The following is a 25,644-nucleotide window of genomic DNA, read 5'->3' on the forward strand; positions in this document are numbered from 1 at the left end:
CTTTGATTTAATTCTACGACGGAAGATTTAATAAACAGCACCGATTACAACTATCTATCGCCAAGTACCCACCTATGGGCAGAACAATAATTCATGCCTAGATTCGCATATACATACTTATTGCCCCTGGGGCTGTTGAGTACACAGTTATTGTTGTTCGGACTTGTATGGAGATGAGATTTTGTTCGTTTGTAGAACAATTTCATAGATAAGATTTTTGTAACTTGAGGTTTTCGACCGTGAGAGGTGTACCGCTTACGGTCCGATCTCGCACTGTGGCTAAAGTTATCATCTGCAAAAACTTGGGGGCAGATGCTGACTGGTCACGGAAACATCAGCACCCTTTAGCGCTAAAGGATAATAGTTAGGCACCTTCGAAGAATTTCGAAGGTGCCTAACTATTTAATTGCCTGTCAAGATACGCAGGGTCAACTAACGCGGGAGCCTTGGCTAGTGCGCTGCGGTTGCCTGAGCCAGCAGTTCAATTACATGACGGTAATCCTTGCCGGTAGCTCGGCTCATGCCCAACTCGCAGGTGCGGTTACACGAGGCGTGAGCGCTAGCGTCTAACTCAAGCACCTCCTCAGCTTCGCGAGCAGTGGCGGATTCGGTCAGTTCCGGGTGCAACATGCCGCGATCTCCGGCGAAGGCACAGCAACCCCAATTCATCGGGATGTTGACCTTCTTCGCCACTGCCTCGGCGACCTTCTGCAGGTCCCCATTAAGTCCCATCTGAGTCGAAGAGCAAGTGGGATGCAAAGTTAGCGAATCAATCTGCGTGACCGGCGGAAGTTTGCCCAACAGGTGACGGGAAGTGAAGGCCAAAAGGTCCACAACTTCAAAGCCGTGCTCCTCTAATGTGTGAGCAAAGCCTTCGGTGCAGCTGGTGGCGTCAGAAATGACCGGCAAGCGAAAACCTGGCTGGGCTGCATGAACTTGAGCGCGCACTCGTTCTGCCATAAGTACATGACCATCCTCATATCCTTTAGAGGTCCATGGGGTGCCACAGCACATCGATTCGATCCCTTGCGGAACCAGCACAGAGACGCCTGCCTGCTTCAGCAGTTGTTCAAAGGCTGGAGCTACGCCTTGCCCCTCAGTGCCAGGCCCAAACATCGAATTCACACAAGCGGGCAGGTAGATAGCAATTGGCTCCACGCCGGGGGCACCAAGGTTTCCCGTCAGCGGCTTACGTGCCTTACCGCCTTTAGGCAGATCTGCGTCATAACGAGGCACGGTGTCTTCCCCCACCACCTTGCGGGCAATCTCGGTAGCTCCGCGGACCAGCGGGGTAGGGAATTTATCTGCCATGCTCAGTGCCACCGAGCCAACTCGGGTTGCCGCACCCCAGCCCTTGGCAGCAGCCTTGAACCCAGCAGCCATGGCTGGCTTGGCATCCTCGCGGCGTAACCGTTTAACCAACAGTCCCGTGTTGATCTGCACTGGGCAAGCGGTGACACACATACCGTCTACCGCGCAGGTTTCCACCGCCGAGTATTCATAGTCGCGTTCGAGCTCCGCGACGAGTTCTTCATTCCCCTCGGCTTCTGCCTTCGCAATAGCCCTGCGCACGGCGATACGTTGACGAGGCGTAAGCGTCAGATCTTTGGACGGGCATACCGGCTCGCAGTAACCACATTCAACGCAGCGGTCCGCCTCAACCTCAATGGTCTCGTTGAGCTTGATGTTGCGGATGTGTGCGGCATGATCTTCATCGATAATAACGCCCGGATTGAGCATCATTCGTGGATCACAGGCGGTCTTGAGTTGGACCATCACCTCGTAGAGTTCGTCGCCGTATTGGCGACGCACAAATGGTGCCATCGCACGACCCGTGCCGTGTTCAGCCTTGAGGTTTCCGCCCTTGGAAAGTACCAGCTCAACCATCTTGTCGTTGAATGCGTTGTAGCGGTTCAGCGCAGTGTCACCCTCAAAGCGGTCAGTCAACATGAAGTGGATATTTCCGTCCTTGGCGTGACCAAAGATTACCGAGTTCTGATACTCATACTCGTCAAAGAGCTCCTGCAGGGTGCTACAGGTTTCGGCCAGCGTATCGACGGGGACTGCTACGTCTTCGAGTAGTGCGGTTGTGCCTGAGACACGCGCCCCGGCCACGGAAGCGTAGAGTCCTTTACGGAATTTCCAAGCGGCTTGACGGTTTTTAGCGTCTTGGGAAAGGATCGCTGGCGCACGCAGAGCGGCGGAATCTATCAGACGCTGACCGGCACTTTGCAGTCCGGCAAGTTCTTCGTCATGGTCTGCATGGTATTCAATGAGCAGTGCCGCTTGTTCTTTGACTTCAAACCCCATGATTGCCTCAGGAACCCCGGGTAGATTTTGGCCTACGCGAAGTGAGGTGGAATCCATGAGTTCCAGCGTTGCCGCGCCAGAATCCAGCAGGTCCGGAAGCGCCCGGGTGGCCTGATCTAAGGAATCAAATACCGCCAAGGTTGCAATTGCGAGCTTACGGATGGGAACTGTTCTGAAGATCGCTTCGGCGACAAAGGCCAAGGTGCCCTCGGAACCAATGATCAGATGGGCTAGCAACTCCGCCGGCGAATCGTGATCGAGGAATGAATTAATGCCGTAGCCCATGGTGTTCTTTAGCGCGAAATGCTTCTCGATAAGAGCTACCGAATTCTTATTTGCACGTACTCGATCACGCAGTCGGGTCAGCGTCTGCACAAGCTGCGGCTCGGCGGCGGCGAGTTTGGCATCTGCGTCGGGGGCCGCGGAATCGATCATGGTCCCGCTAGGCAGCACAAAGGTCATCGATTCCAACGTGCGGTAAGTGTTAAATTCGGTGCCGCATGCCATACCCGATGAGTTATTCGCGATCACTCCGCCAATCGTGCAGGCAGCTTCACTGGCGGGGTCAGGGCCTAGCTTGTAACCGTAGACCGAGAGCCTCGCATTGACCTGACGCACCGTCGCACCGGGCTGCACACGCACACGCTTTCCCTGATCCAGCACGGTAATGCCACGGAAGTTTCTACGCACATCGAGCATCAGCCCGTCGCCGCTGGCTTGGCCGGCCAAGGAGGTTCCACCCGAACGCAAGGTAACCGGTTGTCCGGCGCGCATGCTGGCTGACAGCAACTGCGAGACTTCCTGCGCATCCTTGGCGATCACCACGGCTTCTGGGGTGTAGAGGTAATGCGAGGCGTCCGAGGCATAGGCCACCCGGTCGATGGACGTGGTTTTGACGCGGTCGGGCTCGGCGACCAGATCAAGAATGCTTCGGGAAACCTTGGTTTCTCCGAGTGCCGGCGTGCTCAATGCCATGATGCGCTCCTGTGCGTTGGTAGGCCCAGCCTACCTAAGGTCAATATTGTCTAACAAGTACACATGCTATATTAGTGCTCTTTGTGGGATAATCAATGGGTTGGCAAGTATCTTGAAGGGGAATTCATGTCCGCAAGACTAGGTGTCGTCTCGGTAGTCCAGGCGATGATCTACGATTTGCGAAGCAGAATTTTCGACGGTGAAATCCCTCCCGGCACCCCGCTAGGTGAGGTAGACATGGCCGCACACTATGGAGTCGCGCGTCCCACGGCGAAGGCAGCATTGGAAAACCTGGTAGCCAGTGGACTGCTGACCCGAAACGCGCATCAGAGCGCGCGCGTCACCGTCCTCGATTCGGCCGATGCTCGGGATATCTACCAAACGCGCGCAATTATCGAAGCCGAGGCCGTGCGCCTACTGGCAAGCACCGGCCATGTCCCGCAGGCCGCGCATGAAGCCAACGCGCAGATCACTGCTCTGGCCGACGCTTCGCCCGCGCAGATCATCGAGCCGGACCTGAAGTTCCACGCGGCACTGGTCAACGCCCTCGATTCGGCGCGAACTAGCGCAATCTATGCACAGCTCAGTGACGAGATCCGCCTATGTATGACGCATGTCCAGGATGCCACCCTGCTCAGTACCGAAAACATTGCCGCAGAGCATCAAAGGCTGCTGGACCAGATCAATTCCCGCGACGCGCAAGGCGCCGCCAGTACCTTAGCTGACCATCTCGGACGCGCAAGCAAGAAGCTCGAAGCTCATTTAGACCTGATCCAGCAGAACGGCAAATAGTGACCGGACCGTGCCGGCCGGCGAGCGCAGGAACTCCCGGCGATTAGGCCCAGCGCGTGTTGCTTGGCCTAGCGCTTCCCGGCAAGACGAGAATAATTCTCCAGGATGAGCCGAGCTCAGCATTTGATCCTCACAGCCAGCAACTGCTTGCGGAGGCACCACGGGCATGATCGCCCATGACCGGGAAGTGGCCGCGGAGCTGGCAGACGAGATAAGCGCGGCGCAAGACGGTCGGATGGTCGCAGTCGGTGGATGCCGCTCGTGCAGTACTCATAGCTTCAACATTTGCAGGATCTGTGTCCGGCTATTGGATTTCCACGATTTCCTCGCCCCATCTGCAATTAGCAGTTCTGGCGCGCCAGCCACAGTGAACACCCAGGGCAGGGCTCTGATGGATTTCCCGGTGTCCAAGGGTTTCGGTTCACCAGTGTGGCAATTAATATAGACGCAAGGTATTCACGCTTCGGTGTGATTCTTTGGAATACTCCATAGTTGGCGCGAAGTGACCGGCGCCTTTCGCCCCTTCTTCTCCGGCACGGCTAATTGCCCGCTGCCGGCTATCGACCGAGGCTCTTATGCCAGATCAAAAGGATCGTGAATCAAATGACTTCAAAAATCCGCATCGGTATTGCCGGATATGGAAACCTAGGCCGCGGCGTGCAAGCCGCAATTGCCAAAAATTCGGATATGGAACTGGTGGGCGTCTACAGCCGCCGCGATCCGGATACCCTTCAGCTGGCTCAGCCTGCACCACGCTACTCGGTGGATGTCCTGGGGGACCACGTTGACGATATCGACGTGCTGATCCTCTGCGGTGGCTCAAAATCAGACCTACCCGAACAAGGCCCCCGCATGGCTGCCCTATTCAACACCGTGGATAGCTTCGATACCCACGCGCGCATCCCGGAATATTATGAGACGGTCAACGCACCGGCGAAAGCGGCCGGCAAGACCGCGCTAATCTCCGCAGGTTGGGACCCGGGCATGTTCTCAATTAACCGCGTCTACGGTGAAGCGCTGCTTCCCGACGGGGAAACATACACCTTCTGGGGCCGCGGGCTGAGCCAAGGCCACTCCGATGCGGTACGCCGCGTGCCCGGTGTTGCCGGCGGCGTGCAGTACACCATCCCTAGCCCGGAAGCGATTGAGCAGGTACGTGCGGGACTACGCCCCACACTGAGCACTCGTGAGAAGCACCAGCGCGAATGCTACGTTGTTCTCGAAGACGGTGCGGATGAAAACACCGTGCGCGAATTGATTGTGAATATGGAACACTACTTCGACCAGTACGACACCACCGTGAACTTCATCGACGCGCAGACCCTCGCCGCCGAGCACTCGGACATGCCTCATGGCGGTTTCGTGATCCGTTCGGGCAACACCAGCGAGAGCCAGAAACAGGTCATCGAGTATTCGTTGGCGCTCGGTTCAAACCCGGAATTCACTTCCAGCGTGCTGGTGGCTTACGCCCGGGCCGCCTTCCGGATGAACCAGCGCGGCATCACCGGTGCGCAGACCGTTTACGATGTGGCCCCGGGGCTGCTCTCGCCCAAGTCCCCCGCACAGTTGCGCGCGGAGCTGCTCTAGGATTTTGCCGGGCCAGCAGCTCATCCGCTGGCGAGCGCATCCTTCTCCCAGGCCTCCACTGGCCCCGGGACCTGCACGAACAGCGGATGCAGGGCCACCTGCCCTGCCGGTTCCAAGCGGGCGATGCGCGCGGGATCCCGGACGGAGAGCTTGCGCAGCAGGTGCTCGCGCTCGAAGTGCACCTGCCCCTGGGTGACCGGGATCTTTTCCAGCTGCGCGGCGGCTGCCGGATGCAGGATCTTCGCGGCGTCGAAGCGATAGCCCCGGACAGCCGCTTCGTCCCACAAGCCCTGCAGGTAGCCGCCCATATGCACCAGCGGGGCGGGCTGCGCCTTGAACCGGAGAAGCTGCGGGTGCCCGGTATAGCCCTTGGTCTGGCCTGCGAGCACCTTCTGGGCCAGCAGTGTTTCACGCCAGCAGGCAACGAGCCCTTTGGCGTCGAGCAATGAGGGGTGCAGGGACCACAGTCGCATGGGCCAAGCCTAGTCGGGGTTCGGGCCAGCCGGGAACTCGATGATCTCGCTGCGGATCAAGAAGCGCTTGCCCTCCGGGGCTTCGACGGAGAAACCGGATCCCCGCCCGTTGACCACGTCCACGGTGAGCTTGGTGTGCTTCCAGTATTCGAATTGCTCCTTGGACATCCAGAAATCGATGTCGCCCAGAGCGGTGCCATCAGCGCCGTCCAGGGAAAGCACGCCGAGCCGGATGTCCGATCCCCCGGTGCGGAACTCGCCGGCCGGGTAGCACATCGGCGAGGACCCGTCGCAGCACCCTCCGGACTGGTGGAACATCAGCGGGCCGTGGATCCCCCACAGCTTGCGCAGCAGGTCCAGGGCTTCGGAGGTGAAGGCCACCCGCGAGAACTCTTCGCCCTCGATTGCGGCGCGCGTTTCGGTTACGGTGCTCATGTCCTGCTCCTGCCTCGTTGTCCACGTCCGGATTTATCTCGTTGTGGCCAGTGTCCTCTTTTTGGGCCGCACCGTCCATCGCTCGGCCAGGGCGGCCAGGACACCGGTACCGGATGCCGCTTCGAAAAGCCGCATCCGGTACCGTGCCATCAACCGTTGCGGATCCGGCTACGCCCTGCCGGCGTAGTCGATGACAACGCGCCCATCGATCTTGCCATGGCGCATTTCGTCGAATACGGCGTTGATGTCTTCCAGCGGGCGGGTATGGAAGGTCGGCTTGATCTTCCCTGCCGCATAGAATTCCAGCGCCTCGATCATGTCCTGCCGTGTTCCCACGATCGATCCGCGGATGGTCAGGCCCTTGAGCACGATGTCGAAAATGGGTGCGGGGAAATCACCGGCGGGCAGCCCGTTGAACACGATCGTTCCGCCGCGCCGGGTCATGCCGATCGCTTGCCCGAACGCCTTTGGATGCACCGCCGTAACCAGCACGCCGTGCGTTCCGCCAACCTTCTGCTGGATGATCTCGGCCGGGTCCTGGGCGAAGGCATTGACGGTGATTTCCGCTCCATGCTTCGAGGCCAGCGCCAGCTTGTCATCGGCCACGTCAATGGCGATCACCCGCATGCCCATGGCCACCGCGTACTGCACCGCGATATGGCCCAGTCCGCCGATACCCGAAATAGCCACCCACTGGCCGGGCTTGACCTCAGTCATCTTCAGGCCCTTGAAGACAGTCACTCCCGCGCACAGCACCGGCGCGATTTCATGGGGATCCGAACCCTCCGGGATGTGCGCGGCATAGCGGGAATCCACCAGCATGTACTGGCCGAAGGAACCGTCCACGGAGTATCCGCCATTGGACTGGGCTTCGCACAGCGTCTCCCAGCCGGTGCGGCAGTACTGGCAGTGCCCGCAGGCGCTGGCCAGCCACGCGTTGCCGATCATGTCCCCGAGCGCGACCTCGGTGACTCCTTCGCCGAGCTTTTCCACGATGCCCACGCCTTCATGCCCGGGAATCAGCGGAAGCTTCGGCTTGACCGGCCAATCGCCCTCGGCGGCGTGCAGGTCGGTGTGGCAGACGCCCGAGGCGATCAGCTTCACCAGCACCTGGCCGGGGCCGGGCTCGGGGATCTCGGCGTCCTTCACCTGGAACTCTTCGCCGAAGCCTTCGACTATTGCAGCTTTCATCTTGCTCATGTACTTTGTCCTTTGCATGGTATTCGAAGGTGCGGGGTGCCGGCTGGCGTGCGGGGGATGAGGCCAATCGATCCCCGGACGCTGTCCCGGCTGGCCCCGTACCTTCGAGGTCTGTTGTCATCTCATGCTGCTCGTGGCAGCTACTGCTCCTAGAAGAAGCCCAGCTTGTCTTCCGAGTAGGAAACCAGCAGGTTCTTGGTCTGCTGGTAGTGGTCCAGCATCATCAGGTGGTTCTCGCGCCCGATACCCGAAGACTTGTAGCCACCGAAAGCCGAGTGAGCTGGGTAGGCGTGATACTGGTTGACCCACACACGACCCGCCTGAATGGCGCGCCCTGCACGGTAGGCCACGTTGCCGTTGCGGCTCCAGACGCCCGAGCCCAATCCATACAGGGTGTCATTGGCGATCGTGATCGCTTCGTCGTAGTCCTTGAACTTGGCGACCGCTACCACCGGACCGAAGATCTCCTCTTGGAAGATGCGCATGTCGTTGGTGCCTTCAAAGATGGTTGGCTGCACGTAGTAACCACCGGACAGTTCCCCGCCCAGGTCCGCGCGTCCTCCACCGAGCAGCACCTTGGCGCCTTCGGCCTTACCGATATCCATGTAAGACAGGATCTTCTCGAGCTGGTCGTTGGATGCCTGGGCACCCATCATGGTTTCGGTATCCAGCGGGTGGCCCTGCTTGATGGCCTTGGTACGGGCGATGACATCGCCCATGAAGCGGTCGTAGATACTTTCCTGGATCAATGCACGCGATGGGCAGGTGCAAACCTCACCCTGATTTAGCGCGAACATGGTGAAGCCCTCTTGAGCCTTGTCGTAGAAGGCATCGTCCTTATCTGCGATGTCCTCGAAGAATAGATTCGGGGACTTGCCACCAAGTTCGAGGGTGACCGGGATCAGATTTTCCGAGGCGTACTGCATGATCAAGCGTCCGGTGGTGGTCTCACCAGTGAATGCGATCTTGCGGATGCGCTTGTTGCTGGCCAGCGGCTTGCCGCACTCCACACCGAAGCCGTTGACGACATTCAGGACGCCGGCAGGCAGCAGGTCACCAATCAGTTCCATGAGTACCAGGATCGAGACAGGCGTCTGTTCTGCAGGCTTGAGCACAATGGCGTTACCGGCTGCCAAGGCGGGCGCGAGCTTCCACACGGCCATCAGGATAGGGAAATTCCAAGGGATAATCTGGCCTACTACGCCCAGTGGTTCGTGATAGTGGTACGCGGTGGTATCTTCATCCAGCTGGGAAAGGCTTCCTTCTTGGGCGCGAATAGCGCCAGCGAAATAACGGAAGTGGTCCACTGCCAAAGGAAGATCGGCATTGATGCACTCGCGAATGGCTTTGCCGTTGTCCCAGGTTTCGGCCACTGCCATCATTTCGAGGTTTTCCTCGATGCGGTCTGCAATCTTGTTTAGGATGACTGCGCGTTCAGCCGGGCTAGTCTTGCCCCACGCTGGAGCAGCTGCGTGGGCTGCATCCAGGGCTACCTCGATGTCTTCTGCAGTGGAGCGCGCCACTTCGCAGAAGACCTTACCGGTTACCGGGGTGACATTTTCAAAGTACATGCCCTTAACCGGAGCAACCCATTCGCCACCAATGTAGTTCTCGTAGCGTGGTTTAAAATTGACCAATGCCCCATCGGTGTTTGGATTTGCATAAACGCCCATTGCTGCACGACTCCTTAGTCAGTCATTCTGGCCACGATGTCTTCACCGCGGAACCTTGAATGTGACTCTAGTCACGTAAAGGTTGCAAGTAGGTTGCAGCTGAAGTCCGCTATTCGTCCAGCCCTTGAACCTCGGCAACGATCAGCGAACGAGCCGGCGAATCAGCTGGCAGTTCCCGCAAGGCCGCACGCAACAAATCCGAGTCAGCCAGCTGGCGGCCCAAGTTCAATAGCTGATGGGCGGTGCCTCGATCCAGAACCATTTCACGCAAGGCCGCCTCGGCACGGTAGCGCAGCAGTATGATTCCTGGAGCCTGCGACCGTGCGAGCATCCCTGGCGAATATATCTGCAAGGCAGCGCCGAGATCGCCTTCCTCCAAGGCCTTCCATAGCCGGCCAATTGTTGTTTGCAAACCCCATTGCAATCGATAGGGTCGCGAGGTCAATGTTCTCCCCGGGACCGTCCCAAGCACTTTGCGTAACCTGACGATTTCGGCTCGAGCGGTGCCTTCTGCTGCCGCATCAGGCCTTTCGAATAGCTCCTCGACAAGTTGAGCCGTATTCAGCCCTTCTCGATATTGTGCTAGCAACGTCAGGATTTCAGCGTGGCGCAGGGAGATCGGAACGGAACCTAGGTGAGCACCGTCGGAGCGGCCAAGATCCAGATAGTCCGGGTCTGCCACTACTCCAGCGCCAGGCAGGAGTAATTGAGTTTCCGCAGCCATCACCGCCGCTTGCAGTAGCGGCAGTGAATGCGTTGCGATGGCATCTGGCCCGCCAGTCAGATCAATTGCGCCTATTACTTGCCCGGTGCGTGGATCTCGGATGGGAACCGCGGAGCAGCTGTATTGGTGAGCTCTTTCGTAAAGATGCTCCGCACCTGAGACTTGGGATCCAGCACCGGTGGCTAGTGCCATTCCCGGTGCAGACGTTCCAACCGTCCTTTCCGCCCAGTCGGCGCCGGCCATGAAGCCTACGCCTTCCGCTTGAGTCAGGGCGCCATTGCTGCCTGCGACCCACAACAAGGTGCCGCCGGTGTCAGCCAATGCGACTAAGAGGTTGGCGTCAGTTGCTGCGGGAACCAAGAGTTTTTCAAAAACCGGCCAAATCCGCTGCAGCTCACTACGTTCGCGAGCAAGCCTCAGATGATCATCACTGAGCACTGAGGGGACTTGAACGGCAGTGAGAGATGCCAGCGAGCGCTTCCATGATTCACGCACATCACTTCGCAGTGGAAGTTCTGCCACCCCTGCCTCTCGCGTCTCCAAAAGCTCATGCGCGTGCTGGGCGCGACGCGATGCGCCGGACCAATCTATGGCGGACTCGCCCATAACTCTCCTCTATCCAGCAACCTGGATTTCTGCAGTGCTCACCAGCCTAGGCGACTACGTGGGACTTGAGAAGAGCTATCTTCTTCTCAACATACGGGTTCACTTTCAGGGGCCTTGCCCCCACAAACAGGGTCCTATCCGAGGTTGAGCCTGCTACGTCTAAACCCATTAAAACAAATAGATAAGTCACCTATAAATTGCCAACATTTAGGGATAAGTTCACCAAGGTCATTTCTTAGAATTTCATCCTTGATCCCTTTCCATTTCTTCGTCGTTGAGAGTATCGTACAACCAAATGGTTGTATATGAATTGAGCGAAGAACAGACAAACAAGGTCTTCCGCGCCTTGGCAGACGCCACACGAAGAGACATCGTGGCGCGAACCTTGCACGCCGAGGTCAGTATTTCCACACTGGCCGCCGACTACGACATGTCTTTTGCCGCAGTCCAGAAGCATGTGGCATTTTTGGAGTCCGCTGGTCTGGTCAGCAAAATCGCACGTGGCCGCGAACGTATTGTTCGAGGTCAGCCGGACACGATCCGGCACGCCCAGCAGTTACTTTCATCCCTCGAAGAAATCTGGCGCCAGCGCATCAACCGGCTCGACGATTTCCTCGCCGACGAGGCAACTTAAGGAGTAATCTCATGCCCGTCACTTCAGTTATCCAAGATGCCCAAGCCCTCACGCTCACGGTACACGCCGAGTTTGGCGTGAAGGTTTCCCGTCTCTGGGACGCCTACCTCGATCCGCGCCAGATTGAAAAGTTCTGGGGACCGGTTGAGTACCCCGCGACTTTCACCCGGCACGATGCAGTGTCAGGTGGTCGCACCAATTACCATATGACCTCTCCCGAAGGAGAAGAGTTCCACGGCTACTGGGACTGGAACGAAATCGTCGAGCAGAAGTTCTTCGAAGTCACCGACGGTTTCGCGCATTCCGATGGCTCCCCGAACACCGAGTTGCCCACCACGCGCACCACCTTTTCCTTTGACCCGCAAGATTCGGGAAGCAAGCTGACCATCACTTCAAACTTCGATTCCATGGAGGCCTTAGAACAAGTTGTAGCCATGGGCATGATCGATGGGACTCGTTCGGCTATGAGCCAGATCGAACAGGTGCTCAGCGATCTGCGTGACTACTCAAAGAATTTCACCACCGAGGCCCAGCTCCTCTCCGATACCCAGGTTCGCGTCAGCCGGATTATCCGAGGAACCCGCGAACAGGTGTGGCTGGCGCACCACGATGCACAGCTTATGAAACGCTGGCTGCTCGGCCCCGACGGCTGGAGAATGACTGAATGTGCCCCACCCGAGGCTGTTGGCGACAGCTACCGTTACCACTGGGAACCGGAATCCGGCACCGCGGAGCAGTGGTTCGGTTTCACCGGCACACTGCTAGAACAGTTGCCGCAGTCCTACGAACGGACCACCGAGCAAATGATCGACACCGACTACCCAGCAACCATCAACGAATCAACGTTCACCGAAACTACCGCGGGTACGCTACTGTCCATCGTCATCACCTATCCGGATGCCCAGACCAGAGACATGGTGCTAGCCACCGGAATGACTAACGGGATGGAGGCCAGCTACGCACGGCTCGAATCGCTGCTCTAAGCGCGATTCGCCCCACATCCGGCACGCGGGCGCGCGCAAATATGAAACACTTGGAAGCATGACTTCCCACAATTCACGCGCAGGCCTGGATAAGCAGGCCACCCAGGTTCAGGACATGTTCGACAAGTTGGCGCCACGTTATGACTTGCTCAACACCTTGATGACCGGCGGCATTGTGAACTACTGGCGCAAGATCACCACCGAGGCGATCGCACCGAAGCCCGGCGAGCGCATTCTTGACCTTGCCGCGGGTACCGGAACTTCCTCGGTGCCGCTGGCCAAGGTCGGCGCCAAGGTGACCGCTTGCGATATGTCCCACGGCATGCTCGCCGAGGGTCGCAAGCGCTACCCGCAGCTTGAATTCGTCTACGGCGACGGTACCGATCTGCCATTCGAGGACAACTCCTTTGACGCGGTCACCATCTCCTACGGACTGCGCAACATCTCCGACACCGAGAAGGCTCTGTCGGAGATGCACCGCGTGACCAAGCCGGGCGGTCGCATTGTGGTGGCAGAGTTCTCCACCCCCACAATGACTCCGATCAAGCAGGCTTACAAGCAGTTCTTGCCTCGCGTGATCCCAGCCTTGGGATACATCGTTTCGCCAAACCCGACGGCCTACGCCTACCTGGCTGAGTCCATCGCTGCCTGGCCAAACCAGCAAGACCTAGGACAGAAGTTCATCAACGTCGGTTGGAAGAACGTCGAGTTCCGTAACCTGACCGGCGGCATTGTCGCCGTACACCGCGCTTGGAAGTAGCCCTTCCGCAGAATTGATCTTTCGGTTCGCATCCAACGCTGGATGCGAACCGAAAGTTTTTAACGATGTTTTTTCGTTTGTGTTGCTGGCATGCTTGGGTGCATGAGCCTGCTCGCTAGTGAAGCACCACGCACCGCCCTGAGTTGGAAACTACTGCCAGCGGCCTTACTCGCGGTATCCGGCGTGCTACTTTTCGGCGTTGAAAACGATCTGTTGGGCTATGGTCTGCTTGTGTTGAGCCTGCTTACGGCTGCCTTTATCGACCGCAGGCTCGCATGCCACCTGGCGCTCATAGCCGCAGGGCTGGCCATCATCAGCTTGGTCCCGTTAAACGCCGACTTAAGCTTGGGACATATGGCACTGATGGGCGGCGCGCTGGCACTGGCCGTAGTGGTTCCCTGGCTGGTATCGAGATTCGTATACCGCGAAAAGATCATCAAATTTCCGGTGAATACCGGACGTAAATGGCCATTAGTTGCCAAACTTTATCTACTGGGCGTCGTAGCCTTGGGCTACTTCATTCTGCCGGTGTATTTGATAAGTACCGGCGTTTACCAGAATTGGCCAGATGCCTCGGATCCAACCATCTTCTGGCGACTCTTCCTCGGCGTTAACTCCGTAGGGATCTGGGACGAGCTATTCTTCATCTGCACCACCTTCACGTTATTGCGCCAGCACTTCCCTGACTGGCTAGCGAATCTTTTGCAGGCGGTGATCTTCTCCTCGTTCTTATGGGAGATCGGCTACCAATCTTGGGGTCCTCTACTCACTTTCCCCTTTGCGCTATTGCAGGGCTACACCTTCAAACTGACCAAGTCACTGACCTACGTCATCTCGGTGCACCTAATCTTCGACTTCGTGCTGTTTCTCGCGCTGGTCCATGCCCACAATCCAGCATGGCTTCCAATTTTCTTGTACTGACTGCTCAACCGCTCACGCTGCGCTGTTAGGGGTGGCTTGTGAAAAAGTAAAATATCCGACGGTAGCGCGATTCTCCGCTATAAGTAGGACTTTTTCTGACCCGTGACCCGTTCCATTCACAGCAAGCATCTGATGTACGCGGGCGAAGGATATTCTAATGGTCAAAAACCATTACATTGGTTCGCACGTAGCAACTGACAAGGATTCTCACCCGAAGAGTTCGGGTCTTGCGGAAGCTTCGCCATCGCCTTGCGGACGCACGTTACGGACATCGAGTTCCCTAGCGTCGCATATTCAACGAATTCACAAGCCACCCCCTGTTACACTCAAATACATGGATACCCGCTAAGCTCGCCAATGACCTCGCACCGCACTTCGGTGCACATCGTTCATTTTGGCTACCGGCTTCGGTATCCCTTTTTTGTTGGTTCCCCCAGGGGTTGAGCCAACTTCGCGGTCCCCAGGTTCGGCAGCCTCTTCACACCCGTGGGAGGACCAAATATGCCTTTGACTCCACCAATAAAACTACACAACCTCAGTTTCTGCTGGCCTACCGGCGAGCGTGCCGTGACCGATCTTGAAGGTGTCTTCCCATCCGGGCGCACTGGCCTGACCGGCATCAACGGCAGTGGAAAGTCGATTCTCTTGCAGCTCATTGCTGGCCGGTTGACGCCCACTGCCGGATCCGTGGAAGTCTCTAGCGATCTCGCCTATCTGCCACAAACTCTCACCCTGCACCAGGACACCACCGTGGCCGAGCTGTTAGGAATTGATAGCACTTACCGTGCCTTGAAAGCTATCGAATCCGGAAGTATAGACCCCTCGGATTTTGACGCCGTCGGCGACAATTGGGATCTCGAAGCCCGACTGGAAGCCGAACTTAGTCCACTGGGGCTGGAAACTCTAAGCCTCGAACGTCAGATCAGCACACTTTCCGGAGGGGAAGCAATGTTGCTGGCAGTAATCGGTCTGCGCCTAGCGGCCTTACCAATAACGCTGCTCGATGAGCCAACGAATAATCTCGACGCACCGACTAGAGAATTGCTCTATGGACTCGTGCGTTCATGGAAGGGAACAATAATCGTAGTCAGTCATGACATCGAGCTTCTGGAACTTATGGACCACACGGTAGAGCTGTATGCGGGAAAACTACGTCTTTTCGGAGGACCGTACAGCGTGTACCGCGAACAGCTGGCTACCGAGCAGCACGCTGCCGAACAGGCCGCTAAAACGGCGAATGCTTCGCTGAAGGTAGAAAAGCGTCAACGGGTAGAAGCCGAAACAAAACTCGCCCGCGCCAAACGCAAGGGGCGAGCTGAACAGTTAGGTGGTGGGCTGCCGAAAATCCTGGCCAATCACCTGCGGCAAAAGTCCGAGGCGAATGCGGGAAAAATGCGTTCGAATCTGGACGGAAAGGTAGAGCAGGCGCAGAGCAAACTTGAGCAGGCTGAAATTCGTGTCAGATCGGAGGAGCACATCAATGTGGAGTTGCCAGATCCAAAACTTCCCGCCAGCAAACAAGTAGCTCAGTTTAGCTACCCTAGCGGACACCACATCATCCAAGGTCCCGAGCGGGTGGCTCTTACTGGACCCAACGGTTCGGGTAAAACCACCTTGCTAAACCAACTACTGAGCACCGAACCGTCCGAGGCTGAACTCTCGGGCAAGCTTTTCCTCGAACGCGTTGGGTACTTGCCGCAGCGTTTAGTGGGCCTCGACGAAAGCCGCAGTGCGGTCGAGAATATTGGTCAGGTAGCGCCCTCAGCCACATCGGGGCAGATTCGAAATATGCTCGCGAGGTTGTTATTGCGTGGCACTAATGCAGACCGCCCATTATCTGCATTGTCCGGCGGAGAGCGTTTCCGCGTCTATTTAGGTTCGCTACTCTTGGCTGAGCCCACGGCTCAGTTGCTGATCCTTGATGAACCAACAAATAATTTGGATATCGATAGTGTGCGTCAACTCTGTGAGGCGTTAGGGGCCTACCGTGGCGCGTTGCTGGTAGTCAGCCACGACCAAAAGTTCTTGAACCAGCTGGGACTTGATTACTTATTGGAGCTGAGGGCAGATGGATCCTTGACGAAGTCCTACCCCACAGCGGTTTGCTAACCCGATGGCGGTGTGTTGCCGGTTTACACTAGATCAAAGCACACCGCCGAGGACCCCGAAAGCAAGTTGAACATGTCCTACCCCCAGCGCACCGTCGAAGTAGTCACTACCGGCCTGGTTATCGATCAGTCTGCAACCCTGCTCTGGACCGACATTCGACGTGCCTTCATTTATGAAACAGGCTCCGGCCACGAAGCACTAACCTGCGCCGAGTTCATGCTCACCGAGGGCTACAGCGTAGAAATTAATAGCCAAATGCCCGGCTGGGATCTGGCAATCGAGCACCTGCCTCAGCGCATCGAGAATCTAGTCGACGAACGCTAGCAACTACGAGGAGTAATCCATGGCCACGATAGTTCTTTTCCACCACGTCCAGGGGCTCACCCCCGGAGTTCAAGCTATGGCCGCCGAATTACGCGCAGCTGGCCACAGCGTACACACTTTGGACCTGTTTGCAGGAAAGCTTCCTAAAGATATCGACGCCGGAATTCGCATGGCCAACAAGCTAGGCGAAGATAAAATCCAGGAGCGCGTCGACAAGTTTTTCTCGAAGCTTCCCGAGGAATTGGTTTATATCGGCAGCTCATGGGGTGCCGCTCTGGCGCAACAGTGCGCCCAGCAACGGCCAGGGGCTCTCGCAGCGGTCCTCTTAGAATCCTTCGTGGACGTAGAAGCAGACTGGAGCTTCGGCCCATGGCCCGAAAACGTCCCGGTACAACTTCATGGCATGGATGAAGACCCATTTTTCGCCAAGGAAGGCGATTTAGAAGCTGCTCAACGCTTCGTCGAAGGCGAAGGATATGAGCTCGCACAGCTGTTTACCTATCCGGGCAACAAACACCTGTTCACCGACTCCTCACTGCGTTCCCATGATCCTGAAGCGCGCGCTGTGGTCATGGAACGAGTGATCAAATTTTTGGAACCTTTCGCCTAAAGCAGGCGCATGCCGAACTGGTTATCCACATATTTTGCTAAGTGACCCCAGATTCTTTGAGGTACTCCTAGGCTGAGCTGACTAACACCACCTCTCTCAGCTCTGAGGAGCAGACCATGTCTGTCAGTAAAAAACGACATTCGCGTAGCGCGCAGCAACGTCACCGCGAAAGAGAACGACTCGAAATAAAGGATCGAGCCACTTTTCGTCAGCACCGGTTCAGTCAGGCCATCGATAAGCTCTGCGAAGCCGATGGGACCATAGAATTGGAAGCGGCTATACGCTGCGTGCAGAAGATTGTTCCGGACAAAACGGGACTGCTTTCGACTTTTCTCTACGCCACGCCTACAGACATTCTTGCCGATCGCCGGGGTTGGAAGTCCATCACCAATGCTTCTGACGATGACGACGCAGAACTGTGGATCTACACTCCATCTATTCCCAAGGATTGGGATGAGCGCTCGGTCGACCAACCCACGGAGCTAGCTTGGGACGGTGACTATTACACACTAACTCCCGCGATTCGAGGCGGTACACGGTCAAGCAGAATCGTTTACTACGACAACCCGTTTCGGCTAATTCGAGAAATAAACGATATCGAAAGCTGGTGAGGATCAATTCGCCGCAGTGCCGGGCTCAAATAAAAGAAGAATCCCATCACCCCTAGTCAATCAAGGGTAATGGGATTCTTATATGGTGCGCCCTGCGGGGTTCGAACCCGCGACCAATGGATTAAAAGTCCAGTGCTCTACCAACTGAGCTAAAGGCGCACGGCCTAAGCCAAAGTCCATAATACCCGAAGTATCGTTTCATGTTTAATCGAGTGAAATTTGGCAGTGTCGCGGCCACATCCAGTACCGCGTAAACGTCGAAATAATGAGTGCCTGAGCCCTGTGAAATATGAGTATTTTGCAACGTCATCCACTTTGTTCTAGTGCCCAGATTCACTCGCCATAGTGGAGCAGAGTGAGCTAAATGCGAGTAGTCTCGAAGCCATGAAAGGTGCACGCGCAGGTTCCACAGTTGGTCAGGTCTCCGGATTTCGCCATCACAAACCACGTCCATTCGCTCCGCAGGATTTTAATCCTTATGAGGGCGGCGCCGATCCTGCTCGCATCTCTGAAGCAGCTCACCTTTCGGCTCAGGCTTTTGTGCGTAAAGGTATTGCCAACGAGGACCCTGACATTTCAAACAGATTGGTCCAGGTCGCAGAGACCGAAGGACTAGAGGTTCTTGCAGAGCTTTGGTCCGCAGCTCCGGCACGTTCGCTTCCTGGAGCACTGTGGCGTCTTTACGCCGTACGCACGGCGACGCTTGATAACGCCGAGACCATGTCAGCACGTTTTCGTGCCGGTGCTCATCGCGCAGAAGTTGAACGTCTGGTAGCGGGCGTTGCCGAGCCGCCCACGGCCGAAGAACTTAAAAACATGGCAACTTCTATCCTCACCGGCGCCTTCGATGGCGACTTCGCCCATGCCCTGGAGCGCACGGCCGCCTACTGCAGGGTGCTAGCCCTTGGCATGACCGAGCATGCAGATGCCGCGGACTTGGCCAATGAAACTCGGGGCACAAAGCTGACCGCGCGGGCTAAGTCAATGGTGAACACCGCCGAAGACCTCGAAGCCTGCGCAAGGTTGTGGCGCCAGGATCTATTGGACTGATCACGACTTGCGCCACACAAGACATCTTGGGCTCCAGCGGTTAGGTTGGAAACAAACCATGTCTTAGCACTAGAGATCGGTAAGTATGCAGACTCCAGTTCCCGATTACCTACATGAAGTCCTCGACACTCTGCGTGAAGATACTTCCGGCGAAACTGCCCAGTACATTCCGGAACTGGCCAACGCTGACCCGGCGCCATTTGCGCTGTCGGTCACGACGGCTACCGGCAGCACTTACTGCGCCGGCGATACCGATACGCCGTTTAGCATTCAGTCCATTTCCAAGCCCTTTGCGTACGCGGCAGCCATCATTGACCGCGGGCTAGACCGCGTTCTGGAATCAATCGGCGTTGAGCCTTCAGGTGAAGCATTTAACGAGCTGTCTCTGGAAGACGGCACCAACCGTCCCAAGAATCCGATGATCAATGCCGGCGCCATAGCCGCGCATTCGCTGCTTGTCGGTCAAGACGCTACGGGCGAGGCCAGGGTCCAACGTGTCCTGGACATGTTTTCTTCTCTTGCCGGGCGCGAATTACAGATTGATGAAGACGTCTATCGTTCGGAACTGATTACGGCTGACCACAATTTCTCCATGGCGCATATGCTTCGGAATTACGGAATACTCGCCGATGACGCGCACGAAGTGGTCTCCGGCTACACCAAGCAATGCTCCATCTTGGTGACGGTCAATGACTTGTCCATGATGGCCGCCACCCTGGCCAATGGCGGAGTGCAACCGGTCACGCACGAGAAGATTATCGATGAGAATACTGCACGTCAGGTTATGTCGGTCATGGCGGTAGCCGGCATGTACGACGGGGCAGGAGATTGGCTCACGCGGGTGGGAATTCCTGCCAAAAGCGGAGTTTCCGGCGGACTCGTTGGTGTCTTGCCTGACCAGGTGGGCATCGCGGCATTCTCACCCCGTTTAGATTCTCACGGTAATAGCCAGCGATCACGCCGGGCCTTCGAGCGGCTCTCCACAGATATGGATATGCACCTCTTCGCACCGAGCCACGGTCGCCTTGATGTCGTTGGGGTCAATCTCGAAGGGAACCGAGAGATTTTCTACCTCCAAGGCAACGTACGATTCACCGCGGCCGCAGAATTACTGGATCTGCTCTCGGAATCAGACTTTGACGGTGCAGTTCATTTAGATATTTCTCGTGTGCATTCCTTCACCAATGTTGCCCGGCGCATGGTGCTTGAAGCCCTGCGCCGGCTGCGTAATGAAGGCCGCAGGATTTTTCTCCATGACCCGCTTCAGTCCTTGGCCAATCCCGACTTGGGTGATGGAACCTTTCCAGAAACTCCCTAACGTGCGAGTTCGCTAATCAGTTAGTCGTACACGTGCGCCAGAGAGTGCCGGTGACATCCGCTCGCCCAAAAGCCCCTAAACTTGAGCTTGGAGAGCAGCACCAAAAGAAAGCAGGCACAGTGGGCGCGGAAGCAAACAATTCGGCTTCTGGAACACTTCGGTGGTTACTTATTTTGATCGCTACCGCACTGTTGTCGCAAACCACGCTCAACTTGGTTCGACCGGTCACCACATACAAACTGATTTCCCTAGATGCTGGCCCGGTAACCGTTGGTGTCACTACCGCTGCTTTCGCACTGTTACCGATGGTCACTGCTGTATGGCTTGGGCGCATTAGTTCACGTATTCCAAAGATTCGTTTTTTGATGCTCGCCGGAGCAGGACTCATGGGGTTAGGTTCCTTAGGTGTCGCGGCAGCCAATGGCTTTGCCATGGTTGCCATTGCCAGCGCCGTACTAGGTATGGGCCATTTACTGTTCACCATTGGTGGTCAGTCATCTATCGCACGGTATTTCCCCGATGACCAGCTCGATAGGGGTTTCGGTTGGTTCACCGCGGCGTACGCCGCGGGACAATTCCTCGGTCCGCTGATTGCCGGAGCCATCCTTGGGACCACTTCCTCTGCTGATTCTCCCGAACGTGTTGCCGACATCTCTCTTTCCTTATGGATCGGTGCCGGCTGCGCCTTGCTAGCCATCCCCTTGCTCTTGCCAAATCTTCAGCCTCGGCTGTCTAAGAGCGCAGCGGCTGCAGCGGCCCCCAAATCCGAAGCATCAATCATTTCGATCCTGCGCATCAAATCGATTCCTTCGCACATGCTCGCTTCGCTGGCATTGCTTTCAATCATCGATATTCTCACCGCTTTCTTGCCCTTGGTCGCCGAAAAACATGGCGTCGCCCCAGCCGTGGTGGGTGTTTTACTGGCCCTGCGCGGCGGCGCTTCGGTTATTTCCAGGCTCTTCCTGCCATGGATTTCGACTCACTTCTCCCGTGAGTCAATGTTGCTCACCAGCCTGTTTGCCGCCGGAATCTCCATTGCGCTTGCCCCACTGTTCATCGACGTACTTTGGTTAGCGGCTTTAGCTCTAATCGTGGGCGGTTTCTTCCTAGGCATGGGACAACCGGTGACGATGACCATGGTGTCCACCTCAGTGCCCGCGCAGGACCGTGGAGCGGCCTTAGCGGTCCGTTTGATGGGAAACAGACTAGGACAGGTGCTCCTGCCTATTGCGGCCAGTACGGTGGCTGTGGGCACGGGACCGGCGGGCGCCATTTGGTTCTGTTGCGGACTGTTATGTGTCAGTGGTGTCGAGAAGTCCTTGCGTAAAGAACGTGAGAATTAGCACCAGTCACCAGATGTGGTTGACAGCAAGCGCTTAGTACGAGAAAACTAGTAGACGGTGCCGGGCCGCTGGTAACCCCGGGCTCCAATATTCTGCCGCTTCGAGCGGCCTTCCGCCGAGAGGCGTTCCCGGTCCGGCATCACTAACGTTTCGTCGTTAACCTTCGCGACGTAAACTGTTCAGCGTCAGTACCAAAACGATGGCCTAAGACGAATGGTGCGCCGAACAACGTGAAGTTCCAAATCTTTCCTTCAGCCACACGTGGCATTGAATTGCTCAGTGAGCTTGCGAGCACAATCCGTAACTCGGTGGCAAGTGTCTCCGAGATGATCGGCAATCCGGACGGTCGGGCAGTACAGCTCAAGGAGCTTGCCAATGCGGAAGCTCAAGCCTCGGACTTGCTCCACGCCTTGCTCACGCATCTGCGCACCAGCTACATCAGCCCACTGCCGCGTGAAGATATGTACACGTTTTCCCGCCTGCTTCACGAAACCATGGAGCACCTGCGCGGCATTGGCGAACTGATCAACACCTTAGGTTCCACTCCGCTTTCCGAGCGCGCTGCAGAGCAGCTAGAACTAATTTCACAGCTCGCCGAACTCGCCGCACACTCGGTTCGAACCTTGAACAAGCTTGATGATTTGGAAGATAATTGGCTGCAGATGATGCAGTACTCCAAACGCGCGGCCCGGACTCACTTGGTCTGGATCGATGAGATTTCAAATTTCTCCAAGGCATCCACGATCCATAAGCATCAGCGTGTAGCGGACCATTTGCTGCTGACCGCCAATACCCTGCGGCAGTTCTCCGACCACCTCGGCCGCGTGCTGGTCAAGGAATCCTAGAATCCGATGGACTTACTGCCCTTATTCACCATCATTGCTATCGCCTTGACCCTGGGTTACGCGGTACTCAATGGTTTCAGGGACTCTTCCACCGCGGTCGCAGCTGCCGTACGCACCAGGGCATTACGCCCAGCGGTCGCAGTGGTTGTCGCCGCATTTTTCGCTTTTGTGGGCACCATGGCAACCACCACCCTGAGTACCGTGCTGATCAGCCGACTCAACCTGCAATTGCCCGAGGGTACCGTGGGGATGAAGCTGCTCATTGCCGCGTTGTTAGCCGCCGGAGCATGGTTGATACTGTGCTGGTGGCGTGGCATCCCGGTTTCGTCCACTCATGCTTTGATGTCTGCATTAGTTGGTGCTGGGGCGGCTAACTCTTGGCTCGGCAATGATTCACTTGGCGGTGCAGTCCAGTTGTTCACTGGCTCGGTACTGCTGCCCTTGCTTATCACTCCGCTCATCGCCTACTTCGCCTCATTTTTGCTGGTAGTTCCGGCTACCTGGTTGATGCGCCACGATACCTCAAGAGACGTAAACGCCCGTTCGCGCGCCGGACAGGCCATCGCCGCCTGTGCCGTAGCCCTGGGACTGGGTTTGCAGGACGGCCAACGCACCGGAGCAACGATCACCCTGGTGCTCATTACCGGTGGGCTGATGGATCCTGGGCCGGTAGCAGTGGCCATTCAGCTGGTGGCTGCCAGCGCGTTGTCCTTCGGTGTGCTCCTTGGCGGCTGGCGAATCACGTACACGCTCTCGCGTCGCTTGGTGAACTTTGATCCCCTGCGCGGCATGGTCGCACAGGGGGTCGCGGCCACCATGCTTTACGTCGGGTCGCTGGTGTTGCACCTGCCGCTATCCACCACTCAGGCGGTGACCAGTTCGATTGTGGGCGCCGGCGCTAACCAGCCCTTCGAATCGGTTGTCTGGTACCGCGTAGTCAAAGTGTTTGGACATTGGCTGCTCACTCCGGTCGTTTGCATTTTGGCCGCAGCGGTCTTAGCCCTTGCCATGGACCCGGTGGGTTAACTATCTAGCGTCGCGCCAGGTTGCTGGGTGTGCGGAACAAAACGCACGCTCATTGCCTTGAAGCCCGGAGTATTGGACTCGCGAGCCACCAAACCTCGGTGTACTAACGCGTTAGCTTCCGGGAAGTAGGCAGCAGCACAGCCCTTCGCCGTAGGGTAGGACACCAGCCTGAAACGGTTCGCCCGACGCTCGGTACCACCGAAGGTCGAAATCACATCCACCAGATCGCGGTCTGCAAAGCCCATTTCTTGCAGATCGTCAGGGTGGATGAGGATCACTCGCCGCCCGTCTTTAATGCCGCGGTAGCGGTCATCAAGCCCGTAGAACGTGGTGTTGTATTGGTCGTGACTGCGCATGGTCTGCAAGATCAGGTGACCGGCTGGGGGCTTGAGCGCTTCAAATGGTGAGACCGTGAACCGGCCCTTGCCGATATCCGTGGCGAAAGAACGTGAGTCACGTGGTGCGTTCGGCAATACAAAGCCGTTGCGTTCTCGAACCCGCCGGTTAAAGTCTTCAAAACCGGGCAAGACTCGTGCGATATGGTCACGGACCACGTCATAGTCATCGGCCATGGCACGCCAGTCGATGACATGGTCATCACCCAAGATGGCCTGGGCCATGCGTGCCACGATGACAGGTTCGGCTAGTAGGTGCTCGGAGACTGGGGTGAGCCGCCCCTGGGTCGAGTGGATCACCGACATCGAGTCCTCCACGGACAAGAACTGAGCACCCTTAGGGTGCTTATCATCTTTGTCGGTGCGGCCAAGGGTGGGCAGAATCAATGAGGTCTGTCCGTGCACCACGTGAGAGCGGTTTGGTTTGGTGGAGATATGCACGGTCAGCTTGGCCCGCTGCATTCCTGCTTCCAGTAACTCGGTTTCCGAGTTGGCCAGGGCAAAGTTGCCACCCATGGAGACGAACACGTCCACGTCATTGTTTTCAAACGCATCTAAGGCTTCGGTGGAATCATAGCCATGAGCACGAGGTGAATCGATGCCAAACTCTGCGTCCAGGGCCTCAAGTAGCTGCTCGGTTGGTTTCTCCCAGATCCCCATGGTGCGGTCACCTTGCACATTGGAGTGTCCACGGACGGGGCACGCACCGGCGCCCGGCTTGCCGAAGTTTCCCTGCAATAACAGCAGATTGATGATCTCCTTGAGCGTGGGCACCGAGTGCGGTTGCTGGGTTAGCCCCAGCGCCCAGCAAAAGATGGAGGCCTTGGATTCAATGAGCAATCTAGCAACTTCGGTGATCTGTGTGCGCGTCAGTCCGGTGGCTTCCTCGGTGGCATCCCAGTCAATTTCGGCGCGAGCGCTCTTGTAGGCCGCAAAACCGTCGGTGACTTCGTTGATGAACGCCTGGTCCACTACGGTTCCGGGGTTCTTCTCTTCCTCAGCTAGCAAGAGATGCCCAAATGCCTGGAACAGTGCTAGGTCGCCGCCAACCTTGATCTGCAGGAAGTGGCTGCTGATCTCGCTGGACTTGCCGAGCATACCGCCGACTGTCTGCGGGTCTTTGAAACCGAAGAATCCGGCCTCGGGCAGAGGGTTGACCGCCACGATCTTGGCTCCGCGCTTGCGCGCGTCAGCCAGTGCGGACAGCATCCGAGGGTGGTTGGTTCCTGGGTTTTGCCCCACGACGAAGATCAGTTCGGCGTGGTCAAAGTCTTCGAGCGACACTGTGCCCTTGCCGATTCCAATGGTGGGGTTCAGCGCCGACCCCGAGGACTCGTGACACATATTTGAGCAGTCTGGCAGGTTGTTGGTTCCCAGCGAGCGGGCGAGGAGCTGGTACATGAACGCAGTCTCGTTGGCGGTGCGTCCCGAGGTGTAGAAGACACACTTATCCGGGGTGCTGGCGTTAACGTGTTCCCCGATGGTGGCGAACGCCTCCGCCCAGCTGATTGGTTTGTAGTGGGTGTCCCCCGGTCGGATGATCATTGGCGCGGTGATGCGGCCCTGGGAACCTAGCCAGTATTCGGTTTTATCGCGCAGCACACTGATTGGGTGTTGTTCCCACCATTGCGGGGTGACGGTGCGGGCGCTGGCTTCTTCGGCCACGGCCTTGGCGCCGTTTTCGCAGAATTCTGCAGGCTTGCGGGCACCGGTAATCGATTCGGGCCAGGCGCAGCCCGGGCAGTCGAACCCACCGCGCTGGTTGATCCGCAGCATAGAACGCAAGGTTCGGCTCGGTCCGGCTTCCGAAAATCCGCGTTCCATGGAGACCATCACGGCTTTTAGGCCGGCGGCGCTATGTTTCGGTTCACCGACCTTGAGGTCATCTTCGTTGATGTCATCTTTGGGTGCTGGACGATGCATGGTGTTCCTCCGCCTGA

At 57.1% G+C, this 25,644-nt stretch carries 23 protein-coding genes and 1 tRNA gene; 15 read left to right on the forward strand and 9 right to left on the reverse strand.

Features of this window, described 5'->3' with window-relative positions; genetic code table 11:
* Positions 1-450 precede the first annotated feature (450 nt).
* Complete coding sequence (locus IEX04_RS13720) at positions 451-3,285, reverse strand: FAD-binding and (Fe-S)-binding domain-containing protein (RefSeq protein WP_188686353.1); 2,835 nt, start codon at positions 3,283-3,285, stop codon at positions 451-453.
* A 126-nt stretch (positions 3,286-3,411) separates the two neighbouring features.
* On the opposite strand from IEX04_RS13720, the gene IEX04_RS13725 reads away from it, so the two are divergent.
* A complete protein-coding gene (locus IEX04_RS13725; protein ID WP_096256803.1) occupies positions 3,412-4,077 on the forward strand; it encodes a GntR family transcriptional regulator in 666 nt (221 codons plus the stop codon).
* A gap of 130 nt (positions 4,078-4,207) precedes the next feature.
* Here IEX04_RS13725 and IEX04_RS13730 read toward each other — a convergent pair whose 3' ends face one another.
* Complete coding sequence (locus IEX04_RS13730) at positions 4,208-4,351, reverse strand: hypothetical protein (protein ID WP_170947891.1); 144 nt, start codon at positions 4,349-4,351, stop codon at positions 4,208-4,210.
* Positions 4,352-4,680: 329 nt separating this feature from the next.
* On the opposite strand from IEX04_RS13730, the gene IEX04_RS13735 reads away from it, so the two are divergent.
* Positions 4,681-5,664 carry a diaminopimelate dehydrogenase gene (locus tag IEX04_RS13735; protein WP_096256805.1) on the forward strand — a complete coding sequence of 328 codons (984 nt, stop codon included), beginning with the start codon at positions 4,681-4,683 and terminating at the stop codon, positions 5,662-5,664.
* A 20-nt stretch (positions 5,665-5,684) separates the two neighbouring features.
* Here the strand turns inward: IEX04_RS13735 and IEX04_RS13740 are convergent, their stop codons facing one another.
* The 5 genes from IEX04_RS13740 to IEX04_RS13760 form a co-directional block, all read right to left on the reverse strand.
* Positions 5,685-6,137: a pyrimidine dimer DNA glycosylase/endonuclease V gene (locus IEX04_RS13740; RefSeq protein WP_105658982.1), complete on the reverse strand. Its 453-nt coding sequence runs from the start codon at positions 6,135-6,137 to the stop codon at positions 5,685-5,687.
* 9 nt (positions 6,138-6,146) lie between these two features.
* Positions 6,147-6,572, reverse strand: a complete 426-nt coding sequence (locus IEX04_RS13745) for a DUF779 domain-containing protein (RefSeq protein ID WP_013347532.1) — start codon at positions 6,570-6,572, stop codon at positions 6,147-6,149.
* 168 nt (positions 6,573-6,740) lie between these two features.
* On the reverse strand, positions 6,741-7,772 hold the full coding sequence (gene adhP, locus IEX04_RS13750; protein ID WP_096256807.1) for an alcohol dehydrogenase AdhP: 1,032 nt from the start codon (positions 7,770-7,772) through the stop codon (positions 6,741-6,743).
* Positions 7,773-7,921: 149 nt separating this feature from the next.
* Positions 7,922-9,445, reverse strand: a complete 1,524-nt coding sequence (gene adh / locus IEX04_RS13755; RefSeq protein ID WP_188686356.1) for an aldehyde dehydrogenase — start codon at positions 9,443-9,445, stop codon at positions 7,922-7,924.
* A 109-nt stretch (positions 9,446-9,554) separates the two neighbouring features.
* Positions 9,555-10,775: a GAF domain-containing protein gene (locus IEX04_RS13760; RefSeq protein ID WP_188686360.1), complete on the reverse strand. Its 1,221-nt coding sequence runs from the start codon at positions 10,773-10,775 to the stop codon at positions 9,555-9,557.
* Between the two features lie 295 nt (positions 10,776-11,070).
* On the opposite strand from IEX04_RS13760, the gene IEX04_RS13765 reads away from it, so the two are divergent.
* From IEX04_RS13765 to IEX04_RS13800, 8 genes are all read left to right on the forward strand, one after another.
* On the forward strand, positions 11,071-11,409 hold the full coding sequence (locus IEX04_RS13765) for an ArsR/SmtB family transcription factor (RefSeq protein WP_096256810.1): 339 nt from the start codon (positions 11,071-11,073) through the stop codon (positions 11,407-11,409).
* 11 nt (positions 11,410-11,420) lie between these two features.
* A complete protein-coding gene (locus IEX04_RS13770) occupies positions 11,421-12,392 on the forward strand; it encodes an SRPBCC family protein (protein ID WP_188686363.1) in 972 nt (323 codons plus the stop codon).
* A gap of 58 nt (positions 12,393-12,450) precedes the next feature.
* Positions 12,451-13,152, forward strand: a complete 702-nt coding sequence (locus IEX04_RS13775) for a demethylmenaquinone methyltransferase (RefSeq protein ID WP_188686365.1) — start codon at positions 12,451-12,453, stop codon at positions 13,150-13,152.
* A gap of 102 nt (positions 13,153-13,254) precedes the next feature.
* Entirely contained in the window at positions 13,255-14,073 is an 819-nt protein-coding gene (locus IEX04_RS13780; RefSeq protein WP_096256813.1) for a CPBP family intramembrane glutamic endopeptidase, read from the forward strand.
* 501 nt (positions 14,074-14,574) lie between these two features.
* Positions 14,575-16,182: an ABC-F family ATP-binding cassette domain-containing protein gene (locus IEX04_RS13785; RefSeq protein ID WP_188686368.1), complete on the forward strand. Its 1,608-nt coding sequence runs from the start codon at positions 14,575-14,577 to the stop codon at positions 16,180-16,182.
* Positions 16,183-16,254: 72 nt separating this feature from the next.
* A complete protein-coding gene (locus IEX04_RS13790; RefSeq protein ID WP_096256816.1) occupies positions 16,255-16,506 on the forward strand; it encodes a hypothetical protein in 252 nt (83 codons plus the stop codon).
* A 19-nt stretch (positions 16,507-16,525) separates the two neighbouring features.
* A complete protein-coding gene (locus IEX04_RS13795; RefSeq protein WP_188686370.1) occupies positions 16,526-17,116 on the forward strand; it encodes a dienelactone hydrolase family protein in 591 nt (196 codons plus the stop codon).
* A gap of 116 nt (positions 17,117-17,232) precedes the next feature.
* Complete coding sequence (locus IEX04_RS13800; RefSeq protein WP_096256818.1) at positions 17,233-17,727, forward strand: hypothetical protein; 495 nt, start codon at positions 17,233-17,235, stop codon at positions 17,725-17,727.
* 83 nt (positions 17,728-17,810) lie between these two features.
* Here the strand turns inward: IEX04_RS13800 and IEX04_RS13805 are convergent.
* Positions 17,811-17,886 (reverse strand) — tRNA-Lys (locus IEX04_RS13805).
* 225 nt (positions 17,887-18,111) lie between these two features.
* On the opposite strand from IEX04_RS13805, the gene IEX04_RS13810 reads away from it, so the two are divergent.
* From IEX04_RS13810 to IEX04_RS13830, 5 genes are all read left to right on the forward strand, one after another.
* Complete coding sequence (locus IEX04_RS13810; RefSeq protein WP_188686373.1) at positions 18,112-18,777, forward strand: hypothetical protein; 666 nt, start codon at positions 18,112-18,114, stop codon at positions 18,775-18,777.
* 85 nt (positions 18,778-18,862) lie between these two features.
* Positions 18,863-20,095 carry a glutaminase gene (locus IEX04_RS13815; RefSeq protein ID WP_188686376.1) on the forward strand — a complete coding sequence of 411 codons (1,233 nt, stop codon included), beginning with the start codon at positions 18,863-18,865 and terminating at the stop codon, positions 20,093-20,095.
* A gap of 119 nt (positions 20,096-20,214) precedes the next feature.
* On the forward strand, positions 20,215-21,438 hold the full coding sequence (locus IEX04_RS13820) for an MFS transporter (protein WP_188686379.1): 1,224 nt from the start codon (positions 20,215-20,217) through the stop codon (positions 21,436-21,438).
* Positions 21,439-21,668: 230 nt separating this feature from the next.
* Positions 21,669-22,283, forward strand: a complete 615-nt coding sequence (locus IEX04_RS13825; protein WP_188686381.1) for a hypothetical protein — start codon at positions 21,669-21,671, stop codon at positions 22,281-22,283.
* A 6-nt stretch (positions 22,284-22,289) separates the two neighbouring features.
* Complete coding sequence (locus IEX04_RS13830) at positions 22,290-23,309, forward strand: inorganic phosphate transporter (RefSeq protein ID WP_188686384.1); 1,020 nt, start codon at positions 22,290-22,292, stop codon at positions 23,307-23,309.
* Here the strand turns inward: IEX04_RS13830 and IEX04_RS13835 are convergent.
* Entirely contained in the window at positions 23,306-25,627 is a 2,322-nt protein-coding gene (locus IEX04_RS13835) for an FdhF/YdeP family oxidoreductase (protein WP_188686386.1), read from the reverse strand. The genes IEX04_RS13830 and IEX04_RS13835 overlap by 4 nt on opposite strands.
* Positions 25,628-25,644 lie beyond the last annotated feature (17 nt).

It is taken from the genome of Glutamicibacter ardleyensis, from assembly GCF_014644555.1.
GTDB lineage: Bacteria > Actinomycetota > Actinomycetes > Actinomycetales > Micrococcaceae > Glutamicibacter > Glutamicibacter bergerei.